Source organism: Saprospiraceae bacterium, assembly GCA_026129545.1.
GTDB lineage: Bacteria > Bacteroidota > Bacteroidia > Chitinophagales > Saprospiraceae > M3007.
Genome location: JAHCHX010000001.1, coordinates 209,028 through 226,909, shown reverse-complemented (window position 1 = coordinate 226,909; position 17,882 = coordinate 209,028). Strand labels below are relative to the sequence as shown.

The 17,882-nt window shown below is 53.2% G+C and carries 14 protein-coding genes; 11 read left to right on the top strand and 3 right to left on the bottom strand.

The features are described 5' to 3' along the window. Positions 1-116 precede the first annotated feature (116 nt). A complete protein-coding gene (locus KIS77_00675; protein MCW5920834.1) occupies positions 117-1,292 on the top strand; it encodes a DUF4105 domain-containing protein in 1,176 nt (391 codons plus the stop codon). Here KIS77_00675 and KIS77_00670 read toward each other — a convergent pair. Further along, positions 1,277-2,662, bottom strand: a complete 1,386-nt coding sequence (locus KIS77_00670) for a hydroxymethylglutaryl-CoA synthase family protein (protein ID MCW5920833.1) — start codon at positions 2,660-2,662, stop codon at positions 1,277-1,279. The genes KIS77_00675 and KIS77_00670 overlap by 16 nt on opposite strands. Before the next feature lie 549 nt (positions 2,663-3,211). On the opposite strand from KIS77_00670, the gene KIS77_00665 reads away from it, so the two are divergent. From KIS77_00665 to KIS77_00645, 5 genes are all read left to right on the top strand, one after another. Beyond that, complete coding sequence (locus KIS77_00665) at positions 3,212-3,553, top strand: hypothetical protein (GenBank protein ID MCW5920832.1); 342 nt, start codon at positions 3,212-3,214, stop codon at positions 3,551-3,553. Between the two features lie 62 nt (positions 3,554-3,615). Next, positions 3,616-4,698: a c-type cytochrome gene (locus KIS77_00660; protein MCW5920831.1), complete on the top strand. Its 1,083-nt coding sequence runs from the start codon at positions 3,616-3,618 to the stop codon at positions 4,696-4,698. Between the two features lie 295 nt (positions 4,699-4,993). After that, positions 4,994-7,252: a TonB-dependent receptor gene (locus KIS77_00655; GenBank protein ID MCW5920830.1), complete on the top strand. Its 2,259-nt coding sequence runs from the start codon at positions 4,994-4,996 to the stop codon at positions 7,250-7,252. 28 nt (positions 7,253-7,280) lie between these two features. Further along, the gene (locus KIS77_00650) at positions 7,281-7,487 is read left to right on the top strand and encodes a hypothetical protein (protein MCW5920829.1); all 207 of its coding nucleotides are present in this window, start codon (positions 7,281-7,283) and stop codon (positions 7,485-7,487) included. A gap of 90 nt (positions 7,488-7,577) precedes the next feature. Then, the gene (locus KIS77_00645) at positions 7,578-8,438 is read left to right on the top strand and encodes a phosphatidylinositol-specific phospholipase C/glycerophosphodiester phosphodiesterase family protein (GenBank protein MCW5920828.1); all 861 of its coding nucleotides are present in this window, start codon (positions 7,578-7,580) and stop codon (positions 8,436-8,438) included. 6 nt (positions 8,439-8,444) lie between these two features. Here KIS77_00645 and KIS77_00640 read toward each other — a convergent pair whose 3' ends face one another. Next, positions 8,445-10,697: a T9SS type A sorting domain-containing protein gene (locus KIS77_00640; GenBank protein MCW5920827.1), complete on the bottom strand. Its 2,253-nt coding sequence runs from the start codon at positions 10,695-10,697 to the stop codon at positions 8,445-8,447. Between the two features lie 501 nt (positions 10,698-11,198). Here KIS77_00640 and KIS77_00635 point away from each other — a divergent pair. The 4 genes from KIS77_00635 (at position 11,199) to pstB (ending at position 14,739) form a co-directional block, all read left to right on the top strand. Then, entirely contained in the window at positions 11,199-12,110 is a 912-nt protein-coding gene (locus tag KIS77_00635) for a PstS family phosphate ABC transporter substrate-binding protein (GenBank protein ID MCW5920826.1), read from the top strand. A gap of 8 nt (positions 12,111-12,118) precedes the next feature. After that, positions 12,119-13,003, top strand: coding sequence for a phosphate ABC transporter permease subunit PstC (gene pstC / locus KIS77_00630; protein MCW5920825.1), 885 nt, complete (start codon positions 12,119-12,121; stop codon positions 13,001-13,003). 2 nt (positions 13,004-13,005) lie between these two features. Continuing rightward, positions 13,006-13,824, top strand: a complete 819-nt coding sequence (pstA, locus tag KIS77_00625) for a phosphate ABC transporter permease PstA (protein MCW5920824.1) — start codon at positions 13,006-13,008, stop codon at positions 13,822-13,824. A gap of 159 nt (positions 13,825-13,983) precedes the next feature. Continuing rightward, positions 13,984-14,739 carry a phosphate ABC transporter ATP-binding protein gene (gene pstB / locus KIS77_00620; protein MCW5920823.1) on the top strand — a complete coding sequence of 252 codons (756 nt, stop codon included), beginning with the start codon at positions 13,984-13,986 and terminating at the stop codon, positions 14,737-14,739. On the opposite strand, the gene KIS77_00615 is transcribed toward pstB, so the two are convergent. After that, positions 14,715-15,716 (bottom strand): flippase-like domain-containing protein, encoded by a 1,002-nt coding sequence (locus tag KIS77_00615; GenBank protein MCW5920822.1) that lies wholly within the window; start codon positions 15,714-15,716, stop codon positions 14,715-14,717. The genes pstB and KIS77_00615 overlap by 25 nt on opposite strands. A 299-nt stretch (positions 15,717-16,015) precedes the next feature. Here KIS77_00615 and KIS77_00610 point away from each other — a divergent pair, with 299 nt between their 5' ends. Further along, the gene (locus tag KIS77_00610) at positions 16,016-17,752 is read left to right on the top strand and encodes a zinc-dependent metalloprotease (protein MCW5920821.1); all 1,737 of its coding nucleotides are present in this window, start codon (positions 16,016-16,018) and stop codon (positions 17,750-17,752) included. Positions 17,753-17,882 lie beyond the last annotated feature (130 nt).

Sequence of the window (17,882 nt, the reverse complement as noted above, 5' to 3'; positions counted from 1 at the left end):
TTAAAGGAATGTAAATTATTGAAAACCAAAACCCTGTGCCCTTAGTGCCTCTGTGTTTTCTTATCGTCTCCATTGGGATGACACAGTTTTCTGAACACTCTCCAAAAATTGTTTGGATGAAACACCTCATGCTGCTTGCCTTCCTGCTGTGCGCGGGAACATTACCGTCACAAAACACGCCCGCCCTCTCCGATAGCGCCCGCGTCAGCCTGATGACCGTCGCGCCGGGCGAGTTCCTATACAGCACTTTTGGCCACAGCGCCCTGCGCATCCTCGACCCCGCCAACCGACTCGACCGATGCTACAACTACGGCACATTCGATTTCGAGCAGCCCAATTTTATCCTCAAATTTTGTCGCGGCAAACTCCTCTATTACCTCGATGTCGAGCCTTATCGCGGCTTCGAGCGCGGCAATCTGCGCGACCAGCGTGCCATGCAGGAACAAACCCTCAATTTGAGCCAAACACAAAAGCAACGCCTTTTCGAGGTGTTGGAAGAAAACGCCCTCGAGGAAAACCGCTACTACAAATACGACTTTTTCTACGACAACTGCGCCACCCGCATCCGCGACGTGGTGGGGTTGACCTTCGACCAACCCATCCAATGGGACAGCAGCCGACTCGCCCTAGGCACCACAATGCGCCAACTCCTCAACCCCTACATGACCAGTCAGCCCTGGACACATTTCGGCATGAACCTCGGCTTGGGCTACGCCGCCGACCGACGGGCGCTAGCCCAAGACTTCATGTTCCTACCCGACCATGTGCGCGATATGTTTGCCGCAGCCCGCATCAACGACACCACCCCGCTCGTCGCGTCGGAGCGCAACATCCCCGAATACCCGTTTCCGACCACCGAGTTCAGACCCGGCTTCCTCGACCGACCCCTCTGGGTGATGAGCCTCGTGGCGCTGCTCGGTCTGTTAAGCATGTTTCATCGCCTAACGGAACGGATATTCGATACAGTTTTTTGGTTCGTGTTGGGCGCGTCGGGGCTGCTCATCGCATTGCTTTGGTTCGCCACCGACCACTCGGCCACAAAGACGAACTTCAACCTGCTGTGGGCGCTCCCCACGCATTTGCTTGTGTTTTGGCGCAGCCACAAAGGCGGCTGGATTCGGCTCCACTTTGCGATAGCAGGCAGCCTCGCCCTCATAGCCCTCATTTTTTGGAAAATCATTCCGCAGGAAATGCCAGTGGCAGCCATGCCCATTGCGGCGTTGGTGGCGGTGAAGGGGTTGTGGAGTCCATTCAAAGACTGGCTCGCACAACGTCGTCAAAACACCGCATAATACCTCGCCCCCAACGTCACGCCTTCGTGACCCACTCTTTCAAGCCCCCAACGCCCTTCCTCTGCGAAAACCGCCCCTTGTTGCTGCCCGGTGTGCAGCAGTTCATATTGGTCGTAGTCGAGCGCCCGGCGGTCGCGCAATTTTTCAAACACCTTAAAATGCTGCGTCACCTCGCGCCACTCTTTCTGTACGACGGCCTCAAACACCTTCGCCTTCGAGCCGCTGCCGTAAGCCACGAAGCCCAATTTTTTTCCCGCCAAATTGCCATTTCCCGCAAAATCACACTCGAGCGTGCTCATGAGCGCGAGGAAAATAGAAGCCGTGTACAGGTTGCCAGTCTCCATGCTGGCGCGTTGGGCTTTTTCCAATTTTTGGGCGACAAAACGGCGATAAAGCGTTGATTCGCTGACGTTTTTCAAAAAGGCAGCGTGCGCTTTCCCAAATGATTTTTTCTCCAAAAACTGCCCCGCATATGGCTCCTGAAAGCCAAATCTGGCAACGTCATTTTCCCAAGCACCCTTCGTTTTTCGCTCCTCAACAAACCGCTCCACAAACATCCGCTTGGCGTGAAAAGCATAAGGCAGGTGAAAAATCATCCGCGCCCAACGCTCGCTCAGCGCCTGAAACTGGGCGTCGCGAAACAATCGCGCCGCCACCGCCCGACGGCGAAAATCGTCGAGCGCCTCGTTCATGCGGTTCTGATAGCACAGGTTGGAAAACTGCCCGTCGAACACAGGCGTTTCGCTGAATTTTTCCCGGCGGGGCTTGTAAAAATCATGCACGCTCTCCATCGCCACGCCAAAGAGCCGCCGCACCACCAACAGTCGCGGATGCCAGCGCACAAGCATGGCCACCGCGCCAGCGCCTTGTGTGTATTCGCCCGTGGAGTTGAGTTCGTATTTGGCAATGTCGCTGGCCACCACGATACCGATGTTGTTGCGGTCGGTCGCTACCCAGTCGAGCGTGTTTTGCAGCGCATCCGTCGCGCCGATGCAGGCGAACGTCATGTCGAGTACGTCGCAATGTCGAAAGCAGTCGGGTCCGTAGCGGTTGGCGAAGCGTTGCGCGAGCATCTCCACCGCGTAGGTACCCGTCGGTTTGGCCATGTCGAGTGCGCTCTCCGTGCCGAGGTAGATGCGCCCGATGTGGCGCGGGTCGAGGCCGTTGCGCTCCATAAGTTCGGCCACCGCTTCGGCGGCCATCGTTGCGGCATCCTCGTGCGCATCGCACACGGCCATTTTGTGGAGGCCGAGGCCCAGCGAAAGTTTCTCGTAAGGGATGTTGCGTTTTTCGGCCAATGCGCGGATGTCAAGATAAAGTTTGGGCACATAGAAGGCCATGTCGTCAATGCCGATGGGAAGTAGCGCCATGAGTTGATTGCGAATAGTTGAGTGTGTGTGTTGCATTGCCCGCGCCTTCGGCGATTCGCGCTTTGTCGGGTTCTGAGGTGTCATCCCGGAAGCATGGAGGGGTGACATCTCAAAAACAGGCCGTGATGTCACCTTTTTCGTTCCTCAAAAGATGACACCTCTTACAAACCGAGAATAGCTGACATAAGCGAGCAGTTATTTCAAAAAAATACTTGCTCCCAATGACTAGCGCCATGGGCAATATGAAAAACGGACAAAGTGGTTAGGGAAAAAAATGGTCGCTGTGTGGTGTCGTCAGCGCATAAAATTGGCGGGCGAAGGTAGCGTGAGTTTTTAGTATCAATCCAGCAGCACCCACAAATTTTTGCATAAAACCCGTATCGCTCAAATTTGTTTTCATTTTGCAAAAGATTGATTTTAAGCGATTTATTTTAAACACAAAAAATTTTTTCAAAAAATTTTACAAAATAATTTGTGTTTAAAAACAACTTGTTTATTTTTGTACCGCGTTTAAAACAAACAAGTTAACAGCAACAAAACGAGTGGCTTATGAAACTCGAAGTATTTGAAAGCAAGCACGGCACCAAAGTCGTCACCGCCTCCAACCTTCACGCCGCCCTCAAATTGCCCGTTCGTCAATACGGCGCACAAGTGCGTCGCTGGCTCCGCGATGCCTACGAATTTGCCGACGGCATCCGCCGCCCGCAGCCCTATCGCGACTTCGCCAAACGGCCTCGGCCCGGCGAACCGATTGAGGACTTCTTCCTCACGCTCGAACTGGCCAAACTCATCGCGCTCCGCACCAATAGCAAGGACAAACTCAAATATGCACGCCTGCTCGACACCTTCTTGCACAACGGGCAAATGAGCCTCTTCCAGCAGGCTGCATAAACGCTGCCGTTATGCGTATTTTTGCCCGCCGTCAGCGTCTGAACACGCTAGCGCCAATATGCATGAAAAACCGTTGTTACCTTGCATGGGCCACACTCACCTTTTTGTCCGCCTGCGGCACAAAGGAGCCTGTGGAACCCCCTGTCACTTTTGACCCGACACCGTACACTTTGGACTACGGCCACTTCGACCCTCCGCAGTTGCCGACCGACAATCCCCTCACCCTTGCGGGCGTACAGTTGGGGCGAATGCTGTTTTACGAAAAAAAGCTCTCCAAAGACGGCTCTCAATCGTGCGCCGATTGTCACCAGCAAAAAGATGCTTTCACAGACACGCGCCAATTCAGCATCGGCGTGGAAGGGCTGCCGGGCCATCGCCACGCTATGTCGGTGATGAATCTGGCTTGGCACCGACACCGATTTTTTTGGGATGGCAGGGCCGCTACGCTGCGCGAACAGGCGCTGATGCCGATAGAAGACCCGCTCGAAATGAACGAAACCCTTCCCAACATGGTCGCTAAGCTCAGCGCCGACAAACGATACACCGACCAATTCGTCCGCGCTTTTGGCGATGCCACAGTGACGGCTGAACGAGTCGGGCTGGCCTTGGAGCAATTCATGCTGACCATTGTCTCCCACAGCTCGAAATACGACCATTGGGAAAAAGGACACGCTACTTTGAGCGCCTCGGAAGAGCGGGGGCGAAAGTTGTTTTTTGGTCAATTTGACCCCAGCGGCATCGAAAAGGGAGCACAATGCTTCCATTGCCACGTCGGGCACAACCTGACCATTGATGATTACGTGAACAACGGCCTCGACTCGGACGCAACCATGACCGACGCGGGCCTCCAAAACGTCACGCTCAATCCAGCCGACCGGGGCAAATTCAAAGTGCCAAGCCTGCGCAACGTGGCTCTTACCCCTCCTTATATGCACGACGGGCGATTCGCCACCTTGGAAGAAGTGATTGAGCATTACAATACTGGCGTGAAAAAGTCTGCAACCGTAGATGTGCTCATGCAGGTCAATTTGCAATCAGGCGGCTTGCAACTGACCGAACAGGATAAAGCGGATTTGGTGGCATTTTTAAAAACGTTCACGGATTTGGACTTTGTGAAAAACCCAGCGTATGGCAAGCCGGATTGACCTCAGCGATTCTCGATTTGGCGGGTTCTGAGATGTCACCCCGGAAGAATGGAGGGGTGACATCTCAAAAACAGGCCGAGGTGTCACCTCTTTCGTTCCTCAAAAGATGACACCTCTTGCAAACCGAGAATGGCTGAATTAACCTTGCAAGCAACACCTTCACGCAAGAATCCCTGATGTGCGACACGCATCGGGGATTTTTTTTGCAAAAACGCACGCGCCCTATTGCTTTTCAAAAAAAATTAAAAATACCTTTGTAATAATTTTTAGACAAGGCTAAAAATATAATTTTACAATGCAAAAACATTTCCTCGCCGTCTTAATCTTGCTTGAGGCCTTATTTGCATCAGCCCAAACGAGCATCTTGAAGGGGCGCATCACCGACGCGCACACGGGTGAGCCACTCGCTTTTGCTACCGTGCAAATGACTGCCCCTTCCCCCGCCGGAACGTTGAGCGACACGGCGGGTTTTTTCCTGCTGAATGTGCCCGCGCTGGCTGATAAAGTAAAAATCATCGTGTCGCTCATTGGTTACGTCAAACAGGCCATTCCGCTGAAAATCAATGATAAAGAAATCGAAATCCGCCTGTCGCCCGATGAAAGCAGCCTGAAAGAAGTGGTGGTGACTGGCACCATGAAGGAAATGCGCAAGGCCGACAGTCCCGTGCCGGTAGAGGTTTTTTCGCCCAAATTTTTCCTCCGAAACCCCACACCGAGCCTCTTCGATGCCATCCAGATGGTGAACGGCGTGCGCCCGCAACTCCAGTGCAACGTGTGCAACACTGGCGACATCCACATCAACGGCATGGAGGGGCCGTACACGATGGTATTGATTGACGGGATGCCGATTGTGAGCGGGCTTTCGACGGTGTATGGCCTGAGTGGCATCCCAAACAGCGTGTTGCAACGCATGGAAGTCGTGAAAGGGCCAGCCGCATCGCTCTATGGCTCGGAAGCAATGGGCGGCCTCATCAATATCATCACGAAAGACCCGGCAGAACGCCCCGAATTGCACCTTGATTTGAACGGCACCACCTACGGAGAATACAACGCCGATGCCGCAGGCTCGCTCATGTTTGGAAAGGCCAGCACCCTTTTGAGCGCCAATTACTTTCACTTCACCAACCGCTGGGACCTCAACGACGACAATTTTACCGACGTGACTTTGCAAAAGCGGTTTTCCGTTTTCAACAAATGGCGTTTTGAAAGAAAACACAATCGCCTCGCCTCGGTCGCGTTCCGCTACCTCTGGGAAGACCGCTACGGCGGCGAATTGCAGTGGGAGCCTCGCTGGCGCGGCACCGACAGCATCTATGGCGAGAGCATCCGAACGAACCGCTATGAAATCATCGGCAACTATCAGTTGCCTATTGAAAATGAGAAAGTGCTGTTCAGTTTTTCCTACAACCGACACAAACAGGACAGCTACTATGGGGATATGCCTTATCTCGCCGACCAGCGTATTGGCTTCGGCCAACTGACTTGGGAGCGAAAGGCAGGCCGATGCCACGACTTGCTGTTCGGCACGAGCACGCGCTACACGTTTTACGACGACAACACACCCGTGACTGCCAACAACAATCTCGAAAACGCACCCCAACGTACTTGGCTACCCGGCGTATTTGTGCAGGATGAATGGACATTCAACAAACGCTGGAAACTGCTTTCGGGCTTGCGATACGACCACGACCCTCGTCACGACCATATCCTTTCGCCGCGCTTGAATTTGAAATACAACCCCGACAGTGAGAACACTCTGCGCCTCTCTGCTGGTAGTGGCTTCCGCGTCGTCAATGTGTTTAGCGAAGACCACGCGGCGCTCACGGGAGGGCGGCAGGTGGTGTTTGCGGAGGCATTGGAGCCGGAACGCACTTGGAACACAAACCTGAATTACACCCGCTTTCAAAACACTTCGTTCGGGTTTATCAACTTCGACGCGACGGTTTTTTACACCTATTTTTTCAACAAAATAGTGGCCGACTACGACACCGACCCGGAAAAAATCATTTACCAAAACCTAGCAGGCTACGCCGAAAACATGGGGTTTTCGCTCAATTCGGACTGGAACTTCGTCAATGGCCTAAAAGCGATGGCGGGATTCACGCTCATGGATGTGAGCGTGGTGGCGGGCGACATCAAGACGTGGCAAATCCATACGCCACGCTTCACGGGCAATTGGTCGCTCTCATGCCCTATTGTGAAGTGGAATTTGACGCTCGACTACAACGGCCATCTCAACAGCCCCATGCGGCTGCCAGTGTTTCCGAACGACTATCGCCCGGCTGAGTCGCCGTGGTTCAGCATTCACAATATTCAGGTGACGTGGAAGCCTCGGCGCCAGTCACCGGGCGGCTTTGAGGTGTACGCCGGCGTGAAAAACCTGTTCAATTTTTATCCCCGCGAAGATGTCATCATGCGCCCGCACGACCCTTTCGACAAACGGGTGAACGACCCGGTAAACAATCCCAACGGTTACACGTTCGACCCTTCGTACAATTACGCGCCAGTGCAGGGTGCGCGAGGTTTTGTGGGAATCCGGGCGCTCCTGCGGTAATGGCGTTCGCGCTCAACGCAACGTTTGCATGAAACTTCAACAGTCCATCCCAGTCATTTTCATTGCCCTCTTGGGGCTTGTCGCGGTGTCGAACCTCCACCCTGTGGCCGCCGCATTGGCCATGATGGCGGTGCCGCCGCTCATTATTTGGCAAGTCATCATTGCTTTGCGCCACAAAGAGCCTGCGGCGGAGCATCCTACCAAGTTTGATGACCAGTGGTATGAAAACCCGTGATTTTTCACACACGCTTGATGTTAAGTTAATTCAGGCATAACACCCCCTTTCGTCCTTTACGAGGAATTTCGGTGTAAAAACCAATTCCTCATGCAAAACGAAAAACACCTGCCGACACCCCGGCGAGGACGCTGGCCCATCAGGAACTACTGGCAAAGCTCGCTCCTGCTCTTGATTGTCCCTTCGTTCCACAGCGACCGGGCCGTGGATTTTTCTTCTCAAAATCGAGAACCGCTCGTTGCCTCGGTCGCGTTGCCCAATGCACACGCCCACAACGATTACTTGCACGACAATCCATTGTGGGAGGCCTTGTCCAAAGGCTTCACGAGCATCGAAGCGGATGTTCATTTGGTGGGCGGCGAATTGTATTTGGGGCATTGGCTCCCTCAGATGTTTCCGGCGAAAACCCTCCGCGAAGTGTATCTCGAGCCTTTGAGCAAACTGTTGGCCAGCCAAAACGGGAAAATTTACCCTGCCTACGACGGCGTCTTTTACCTGATGGTGGACGTAAAAACCGACTCTTTGGCGACCTACCGCGTGTTGCGCCAACAACTGCTGCAATACCCGCTCTTTCAGTGCAACCCTCATTTTCAAGTGTTCGTCTCTGGCAACCGTGCCGTGCAGCACATCCTGAACGACGCGGAAGAAGTGGCGGCGGTGGATGGCCGTTTGCCGGACCTGAGCAAAAACTTCGCCGCGAGCGCAATGCCCGTCGTGAGCGACAATTTTAAAAAACACTTCAAATGGCGCGGCAAGGGCGCGATGCCCGCTCAGGAAAAATCAAAGTTGGAAAGGCTTGCCCACGAAGCGCACCGACAAGGGAAAAAACTCCGATTCTGGGCCATTCCTGACCAGCCGAACGCTTGGCTGACCCTGCTCGAGGCCGGAGTGGATTTGATTAGCACGGATGATTTGGAAGGAGCGGAGCAATTTCTTTTGGGGCGAAACTGACCAGAATTATCTCGCAACCAGCATTTTTTGAACCGTCATAACACCTTCCGCATCCAGTATTTTTACAAAATAAAATCCCGAAGACAGTCCCGACAAGTTCAACAGTGTTACCGATGAGTTGGTCGGGCCATTTTCAAGTACAAGCCTGCCATCAAGGTCGAAAACCCAGATGCGTTCCAAGGGTTGAGTGGCTTCGAGGCGAACCACATGGCCATCATTGGGATTAGGGAATAGACGCATTTCCCTACGGGTATAAATATATTGCTGCCCCACTGCATCCAATTTCATTTTCCACACGCCGAAAAACTGGCTACCCACATATAGCCAATCTCCAACCACTTCCACGTCCATGGCATTTTTGGCGACATCGTTGTTGGCCAATATGCTCCAATCAGCACCATTGTTCACAGATTCGAGAATGCCAACGCCTCTCACGACCAAAAACCACTTGCCAGCGTGAGAAACAAGACCGATAATTTTGCGATAGTGGTTTTGGTCTTCCCAAGAATATGATATCTTAATACTATTGGAAAGGAGCGTCCATTGCTCGATATCGTCGTGCCATCTGTACACTTCAAATTGATATTCCTGTTCAACAGGGTCTCGTCGCCCTCCCACAAACACCAGCATGCTATCAACCATTGTCAATAAGTGCAGCGGCGTATAGATATTGGTCGGAAAAGGAAACATATTCCAATGCTCGCCTGCGTCGCTCGAACTGTACAGCACCCCTTGGTCGTCGTAAGTGAAAATCAGTCCTTTGTAATAGACATCCAGTATACCTGAGTTGACAAATTGACCGGGGATTTTATCCGAAATCTCCTTCCAGCCTCCGTCGTCGGGAAATCGCCTGAAAACACTGCCGCCAAAATACTGGAACAGTGCAAGAGGGGTGGAAATCAGCGGATAGTCAGATGCGCTAAAATCTTGGTGCCAAGAGTTGCCCTCATCATCAGAGGCATACAATCCTATCTCTGCCACACTGGCAAGTTGCAACACTGATTTCCAGAGCTGGCCGTCAAACCGAGTTGCAGAAAAAATAGCTAAACCGATGGTATCATTGCTCTGCCAGTCATCTTGTCCTGCGATTTGGTAAAAAAGTCCTGAGGAGGTGGCTGCCCAAATGCGTTCTCCGTCGGCATATAGGTCGTTGAGCATCGGCTCCTCGAGGGTATTTTCCCTTGTCGTCCATCGTCGGCCAAAATCGTCAGAATGCCAGAGAGACGGGAACCAATAAGAATGGCCGTAAGAAGAAAAACCAATACGGTTAGGGGAGCGAATAAACAATCGGTCTGAAATTTCCATCAACCTCGTGTCCATAAGCGAAAAATATCCTTTTATCGGAGTTCTTCGTGTCAAATCTTTGGTGAATTGCAATTGCGCGGTATCACCCACCCAAAGATAATCTTCATTTTCCCAGGGAAAATTAGGCCAGAGCAGAACGGTATCGCTCACAACTACTACATCAAACTCGCTCAAATGCATCAAGTTGGTTTTTTTTCCCCAAGGCAACCCCCAGCCCTTCGAAGCCCAAAAGTTTTTTATGCCATTGGCTTCGGACGCTCGAGCAAACAAAAAACCGTTTTGAACTTTGAGGTTGCCGAAGCCCTGAAAATCATTGCCTTCCCAAGTCTTCAAATAGTCGCGGCTCAAAAAAAGGGAATCATTGTTCCAGCAATACACCCAGTTCCCGTCAACCGCCATTCCGAGTCCATCATCAGAATGACCGGGCATAGGGAGCCAACTCCATGACACTGCATTGTTGCTGGAATAAAAAATCCGTTTCCCATTCCGCAGCAAGAAGAGAGAATCGGTAAGCGCCCATTGTCCCGAATACACCTTTTGGTTGTTATAGGTGGGATAGGAACGTGTCGTCCAAGAGTTTCCCCGGTCAACACTGACGAGCAAGCGATAGGAGGAGTCATCATGATAGTGAAAAAACACCTTGTCATGAAGTGCCTTTACCATCCACTGCACTGGCAGAAAAAGGTTTGTGCCTTTCAAGTTTTTGTTGAAAGGGATGTCCAACAGTTTCGTCCAACTCAAGCCATAGTCCGAAGAGCGATACAGGCTATGTAGCGAAGCCACATAAATAGCCGAGTCGGTCACAGCCATATCCACCACCAGTACTCCAGGTGGACCTCCGGCGGGTATCAGTTGCGACCGTACGGGCTTTGTAGTGGCAAGTAGGCCAGCGGAAAGAAAAAGCGACAGCATCCAACGATGGCGCGATATCAAGAAAGGGTTGAGAAAAGTCATAGCTGTTTCATTTTTTGCCAAAAGTAATCAGGAAAAAGCAACATTAAACCAATTCGAATGCAGCGATTCTCGCCTTGGCGGGTTCTGAGGTGTCATCCCGGAAGAATGGAGGGGTGACACCTCAAAAACTGGCCGAGATGTCACTTTTTTCGTTCCTCAAATGATGACACCTCTTACAAACCGAGAATAGCTGATTCGAATGCCTTTCTGGTTGGGGTGCGTTTCAAATTGCCACACTTGTAAACCGGAATGATATTCCGGGATGTGCGGAATGTCATTCCACTCTACGTTCCGCAACAATTTGAAATGAACCATTTGATTGTTGTAAACATCTGATGACTTCTGGGGTTGCTCCCGTGCCTCTAAAAACCGCAAGGCCCGTCCGATAGCCCTCATGCCCAAGCCGCTGACCACAATCTTGCGCCTCCCCGTAAACTTAGCTTTGACTTAACACACACCCGCTACTTCCCCGCTACTTTTGAAGCCGAAAAAAGAGCTTCTATGAGCCGCATCGCAGGTTGGGTCTTGCTTATACTCTTGCTAATTTCCTGTCAGAAAAGTTCAAACTCCATCGAGAACCTCCTCATCAAAGGCTCGGATACGGAGGTGAACGTCGCGTTGGCACTTGCCGAGGCGTTCATGGAAAAAGAGCCAAACGTGTCCATCGCCGTCACGGGTGGAGGCTCCGGCACTGGCGTGGCCGCGTTGTTGAGCGGCAAAACCAACATCGCCAACTCCTCCCGCCCCATGAAGCCCGATGAACTGAAGATGGCAGAGGCCCGCGGCATCAGGCCGCTGCCCATCGTGTTTGGCATTGATGCGCTTGCCATCATCGTCAACGAACAAAACCCGCTCGATAGCCTGACAATGGACGAGTTGGCGCGTGTTTTTAAAGGCGAGGTACGCCATTGGGCCGCAATAGGCGGCCCCAATATGAACGTGTCGCTCTATGGGCGGCAAAGCAACTCGGGGACGTTCATCTATTTTCGGGACGAGGTGCTCAATGCCGAATACAGCGCATCGTTGAAGCAAATGAACGGCACGGCGCAGATTGTAGAGGCCATTTCTACTGACCCGGCAGGCGTTGGTTATGTTGGTGTCGGCTATTTGCTCGAAAAAAGCGGCGACCTGCCCCAAGGCGTAAAATTGCTCAAAGTGAGCCGCGCCAAAGGGCAAACGGCCTACTCACCGCTAGAATCTTCGCACATCACAAGCGACCAGTACCCCATCGTGCGCCCGCTCTACCAGTACGTCAACGGCAAGCCCAGCGGTCGGTTGCTCGAATTTTTGCTTTTCGCCATCGGCGCGGAAGGGCAAGCCATTGTCAGCAAGAACGGCTATTACCCTATTTCCAAAGCACAACACGCGGCAGACATCGAGCTGCTCAACGCAGAAGTAGCCATCAACAAATAAGCAGGCGCATGAAACTGACCGCGCACCAAAGCGACCGATTGGCTGCCCTTGCCTTTCAATGGGCGGGTTGGCTGTCTGTCATTGTGCTGTTTGGCATATTCGCCATGCTTGTGTGGAATGGGGCAAAAGCTTTCACCGACATTTCGCTCGCCGAGTTTTTCTTTGGCACGGTGTGGAACCCCGCTGCTTTTGGGGAGGCTCGCTACGGTATTTTGCCGTTGGTGGCCAGCACTTTACTCGTCACCACGGGAGCCATGTTGATAGCCGTGCCGTTGGGCATTGGCACAGCGGCCTATTTGGCAGAGGTGGCGCCACCGAGGGTTTACAACGTGCTGAAACCCGCCATCGAATTGCTCGCCGGGGTGCCGTCCGTTGCCATCGGCTTCATCGGCATCACCGTCGTCGCGCCTGCGATTGCCAAAATTTTTGGGCTGAGCAATGGCCTGAACGCCCTCAACGGCTCGGTGCTGCTGGCGGTCATGGCCTTGCCCACCATCATCACGGTCGCGGAAGATGCCATCCGGGCAGTGCCGCAATCTTTTCGGGAAGCCTCCTTCGCTTTGGGCGCCAATCGGTCCCTCACGCTTTGGCGCGTCACGCTGCCAGCCGCCATGTCGGGCATTCTCGCCGCGGTGATGCTTGGTTTGGGTCGCGCATTGGGCGAGACCATGACGGTGCTCATGGCTGCGGGCAACGCCTCGGCGTTTCCGAGTGGCTTCTTTGCCCCGGTACGCACCATGACCGCCGCCATTGCTATCGAATTGGGTGAGACGGCGCAAGGCACCACGCACTATTTTTCCCTTTTTGCCGTCGGTGCCGTCTTGTTCGGAATTAGTTTGTTGGTCAACATCTTGTCGGAAAAAATTGCCCGGCGATTCAGGTATAAAATCTAACCATGCGCCTCCTCTTCGTTTGCACACTTGTGGTCGTGGCCATGCTTGGCTACATCCTTTGGGACATCTTTTCCAAAGGGGTAGGCGTGCTTACTTGGGAATTTCTGCTCACCAATCCGCGCAAGGGCATGACCGAGGGCGGCATACTGCCTGCTGTGGTCGGCACCGTTTATGTCACCCTCATCACGGCTGTTTTTGCGGTGCCGTTTGGCGTGGCCACTGCCATTTATCTCAATGAATATGCCCGCGACAACGCAAGCACACGGCTGATACGCGCGTCCATCCGCAACCTTGCGGGCGTGCCGAGCATCATTTATGGTCTTTTTGGGGTCGCCATTTTCGTGCAAGGATTTGGGTTGGGTGCCTCCCTGCTTTCTTCGGGACTCACGTTGGGTTTGCTGACCCTGCCCTACGTCATCACGACGAGCGAGGAGTCCTTGCGCAACGTGCCCAATGGCCTGCGGGAAGCCGCCCTCGCGCTGGGCGCCACGCAGTGGCAAAGCGTTTACTCGGTCGTGCTGCCCGCCTCTGTGCCGGGCATCGTGACGGGAAGCCTGCTCGGACTGTCGAGGGCCGCTGGCGAGACCGCCCCCATCCTGTTCACCGGAGTTGCTTTTTACCTGCGATACTTGCCCGCTTCGGTGTGGGATGAGTTCATGGCCATGCCCTATCACCTGTTCATCATGGCCACGCAGCATCACGCGATTCGGGAGGTGCGGCCTTTGGCCTATGGCACGGCGCTGGTGTTGCTCGGCTTTGTGCTCATCATCAGTATTCTGGCCTTTTTCATACGTTCGCGTTACCGGCAAAAAATTCGTTAAAAAAAAAAAGCCCCCCCCTTTCCCACGACACGCTTGTGACGACAAAGTATACCTCACATCTCCAAGTTTTGAGTATAGATAAAAGCGCAATCCGCTTAAAATCGAAGACATCAATCATGGTGAACTGACAAATCCTAGCGAATCAAGGTATAAATTACCATGCAAGCAAAACTCAGCGTCCAAAACCTCCACCTGCATTTCGGCAAAAAAGAAATCCTGAAGGGCATCTCCCTCGAAATACCGGACAATGCCATCACGGCGCTCATCGGACCCTCCGGTTGCGGGAAAAGCACCTTGCTGCGCAGCATCAACCGGATGCACGACCTTAACCCCAATGCCCACCTGAGCGGGCAAATCATGCTGGATGGCAAAAACATTTTGGGCAAAACACAGGATGTCACGGGCATCCGTCGGCGCGTCGGCATGGTGTTCCAAAAACCCAACCCTTTCCCGAAATCCATTTTTGAAAACGTGGCTTATGGCTTAAAAATCAATGGCGAGCATCATCCGCAACGCCTGCGCGAGCAAGTGGAAAAAGCCTTGCGAGAAAGCTTCCTTTGGGAAGAAGTACACGACCAACTCGACAAATCCGCGCTCGAACTCTCGGGCGGCCAACAGCAACGCCTCTGCATCGCCCGCGCCATCGCCGTGGAGCCAGAAGTGCTTTTGATGGACGAACCCTGCTCCGCGCTCGACCCCATCAGCACCGACAAAATAGAGCAGCTCATGCTCCGCCTCCGCGAGCGTTTTTGCATCGTCATCGTCACCCACAATATGCAACAGGCGCAGCGGGTGGCCGATTTCACCGCGTTCATGTACCTCGGCAACCTCATAGAACACGGCCCAACAACCGATATTTTTAAAAATCCAACACAAGAATTGACCCTCAATTATGTGTCTGGCAATTTTGGCTGAATAGGGCCCGCCCACCGCTGCGTCGCCCACAATATCGCCACACCCACCAACAACATGAAATAGTAAGTGAGAAAGCGCCAGCCCGTAAGCGCCGGGCCGACTGCCGATTTGGGGATAATTTTTCCGAAAACAAGCAAAAAAGCCGCCTCTGCCCCACCCGTCGCGCCGGGTGTCGGCACGAGCGCCATCGCCACAAACACCATCCATTGCAACAGGAAAAAATGGAGCAAACCCTCGGGCAGGCCCAGTGCCAGCAACACCGCGAGCAGGATGGAAAACCGCGTCAGCCATTGGGCACTCAGGGCCAAAATGCTCAAAACAAATGGCTTGCGCCCTTTTTGGCGAACGAGCCGCATCGCCGCCCTAAACTCCGACTTGAGCAGTTGCCAGCGCGATTCGGGTTTGGCCTGCCTGTTTTTTGAAAAAGATTTTTGTCTGAAAAACAAGAAAACGGCGAGCGCGACCAACAAAACGCCGACGAGCCAAAATCCATTTTTTCCCAAAAAAGCACCCGCGTGTTGCCATAGCGGATTCTCCCAGGGTCGCGCCAGCGCGAGCGAAACCGGAATCGCAAAAGCGTAAAACACCACATCCTCAAAGTTGCCCAACAGCGTCAGTGTCGCCGCCTCGCCGGGTTTGTAGCCCTGTTGCACCAGCATCGCCATTTTCACCGGCGCGCCGCCGACGGCCTGCGGCGTCACCGTGCCACCCACGTCGGTGGCCACCACGATGCGAAGCAGGTTCGTATGGGAGATTTTTACCCCAAAAAATCGCCCCCATATGGCCAACCGGACGCAGTGCCAAAACCACGGCAGCAGCGACAGCAACGCTGCCAGCAGCAAATAAGCGGGAGAAAATTTCGACCAATCAGGGCTATTGCTGCGGTCAGCCAGATACCACGTCACAGCCAGATTGATGAGCACGCCGACACAGATAATCGGTAGCAAGCGACGGAGCAATTTGTCGAGGTCGAACATTTGCAAGGGTGTTTTTTTGACAGGATTGACATCAATAATTTTTTGTGGTAAAATTTTTCAAAAGAAGCGCAGTTATCACATAATTTTGACCTCGCAAAAGTCATCATTAACAATCTTAACTCATCTCCGCATGAAAAAAGTCTTTTGCCACACCATTCTTCTGGCGATGTCGCTCCCTTTTGCCCCACATCTGTCAGCACAGACCTCCCTCATTCAATTTGCCCCCCCCCAACCCTCCCGGCCTAACCCTTGACCAACAACAACAGTTTCAAAACTATTCGACCGACCCCTATTCAAAAATGGCTCACCTTGTCTATCTTGGCGACCCCACTCAGTTGCAGCAAAATGGCGTGCTAAGCTTTAGTATCCCGCAACTCGGTGCCGACTCAAACATCGTTGCCAACATGACCAGTTTAGAGTATGGCGATTCCACGGGCTACACATGGTTTGGTGCCATCACAAGCAAGCCCGGCTATATGTCCATTGTTCAAAGTGCCGGCGAGCGCAGTGCATTTGTTCAGGTCGAAGGTAGATTGTTCAATATTACCCCTATTGGGGGCGGTTTTTCTATTTTTCAGGAAATTGACGGGGACTTCGGGCCAAGCGACGGATGCGAGCTGGTAGTGGAAGAGGGTGAAAGCCAAGGAGAGCCTGAGTTTTACCCCTGCAACGAAGAATACAACAATTGCCCGGCGGTCATTGATGTTTTGGTGCTTGTGACGACCGACGCGACGCCTTGGTACGTCGCCAACAACCCTTCCTACTCGCAGATTAGGCTTGCGGTGGAAACTGCCATGAGAATCGCCATTCAAAACAGCGGCATCCCGAGAAAAAAAGTGAGAATCAGCAAGATTCTTCCCAATTTCAATTTCACATACCCCCCCGTTCAGGACTGTCTTCAATTGCTCAACAATTTGCGTCAGCAATCGAACAGCGATAGAGAGCGATACCGCGCCGATTTGGTGCTCCTGATAACAAGCGAGGATTGGGCCTGTGGCGCGGGCGCGGCATACGTGAACAACAATTGCGGGAGCGGCATATACAACTGCTACGCTTATGTAGAGAGACCCTACTTGCTTCATCCGCGCTGGACGGCCGTGCACGAGCTCGGCCATTTGCTCAATATGCACCACGACGGCCCCGGCCTCCAGGACAATTGTCCGCACAGCGCCAATCTTGACAACCTGTGTGGGCATGGCTGGAAAGTGGGCGGACAGGACAACCAAAATACCCTCATGCAGACAATGAGCCTCCCAACCCCGCCGGGCAGCACCCGCATCCTTCACTTTTCCAATCCCGATATTTTCTACAACGGCGTCCCGACGGGCACCGCTACCTCAAACAACGCCAAGATATTTCGCAATCGCGGATGCGGCGTGGAAAACTTCATCGCCACGGCCACATGGGATGTCTTCATCTCCGCCCCCGACGAAATCTGCGTCATACCCGAATCGCCAGAGCCTGTCGAAATGAGTGCCCATGTCGAGCAGCCCAACACGGGAGGGCAGATACAACCCGTCGTGCCCTCCGCGCTACCCATCACGGGCAAACCTTCTTACACCTACGAATGGCGCTACAACACCACAGGAAACTTCAACGCTGACCCAGGCACCCTGTTCGGCACCAATGCCGCCGCCACCCTGCTCCCTCCGGCATCCAGCGTATTGTTCGTGCAACTGAAAGTCACTTCCGGCGACCTTCAGGTCATCACCATCATCAAAAGAATTTCGGTGGCAATTTGCGGAAGGCCTTTGTCGGACAACGCGCCAGCCAACAACCATGAGGTAAGCCTAAGGCTTTACCCCAATCCCACGGATGGCTCTCTTCAGATTGAATTGCCCAACACCCTGTCAAATGCCAGCTGGCAGGTTCAGATATTCGACGCGATGGGCGAGATGAGACATTCGACGCTGGTTCAGCACACCGGCGCTCAGCGGGTGGCTAAATTGGAGGTTCATCGGCTTCCATCCGGCTTTTACACCTGCCAAGCGCAACAAAATGCTCATGTATATAGGGCCAAATTTCTCAAACTCTGACATCAGGCGCACCGGAACTCAACGTCGGTTGAACGTCGGAAGGGTTTTGAACGTCGGAAGGGTTTTGAACGTCGGAAGGGTTTTGAACGTCGGAAGGGTTTTGAACCCTTCCGACGTTAGCGATCAATCA

Coding starts and splice junctions, on each gene's coding strand:
- KIS77_00650 (MCW5920829.1), top strand. CDS start 7,281: ATGAAACTTCAACAGTCCATCCCAGTCATTTTCATTGCCCTCTTGGGG.
- KIS77_00655 (MCW5920830.1), top strand. CDS start 4,994: ATGCAAAAACATTTCCTCGCCGTCTTAATCTTGCTTGAGGCCTTATTT.
- pstC (MCW5920825.1), top strand. CDS start 12,119: ATGAAACTGACCGCGCACCAAAGCGACCGATTGGCTGCCCTTGCCTTT.
- KIS77_00615 (MCW5920822.1), bottom strand. CDS start 15,716: ATGTTCGACCTCGACAAATTGCTCCGTCGCTTGCTACCGATTATCTGT.
- KIS77_00640 (MCW5920827.1), bottom strand. CDS start 10,697: ATGACTTTTCTCAACCCTTTCTTGATATCGCGCCATCGTTGGATGCTG.
- KIS77_00675 (MCW5920834.1), top strand. CDS start 117: ATGAAACACCTCATGCTGCTTGCCTTCCTGCTGTGCGCGGGAACATTA.
- KIS77_00670 (MCW5920833.1), bottom strand. CDS start 2,662: ATGGCGCTACTTCCCATCGGCATTGACGACATGGCCTTCTATGTGCCC.
- KIS77_00645 (MCW5920828.1), top strand. CDS start 7,578: ATGCAAAACGAAAAACACCTGCCGACACCCCGGCGAGGACGCTGGCCC.
- pstA (MCW5920824.1), top strand. CDS start 13,006: ATGCGCCTCCTCTTCGTTTGCACACTTGTGGTCGTGGCCATGCTTGGC.
- KIS77_00665 (MCW5920832.1), top strand. CDS start 3,212: ATGAAACTCGAAGTATTTGAAAGCAAGCACGGCACCAAAGTCGTCACC.
- KIS77_00635 (MCW5920826.1), top strand. CDS start 11,199: ATGAGCCGCATCGCAGGTTGGGTCTTGCTTATACTCTTGCTAATTTCC.
- KIS77_00610 (MCW5920821.1), top strand. CDS start 16,016: ATGGCTCACCTTGTCTATCTTGGCGACCCCACTCAGTTGCAGCAAAAT.
- pstB (MCW5920823.1), top strand. CDS start 13,984: ATGCAAGCAAAACTCAGCGTCCAAAACCTCCACCTGCATTTCGGCAAA.
- KIS77_00660 (MCW5920831.1), top strand. CDS start 3,616: ATGAAAAACCGTTGTTACCTTGCATGGGCCACACTCACCTTTTTGTCC.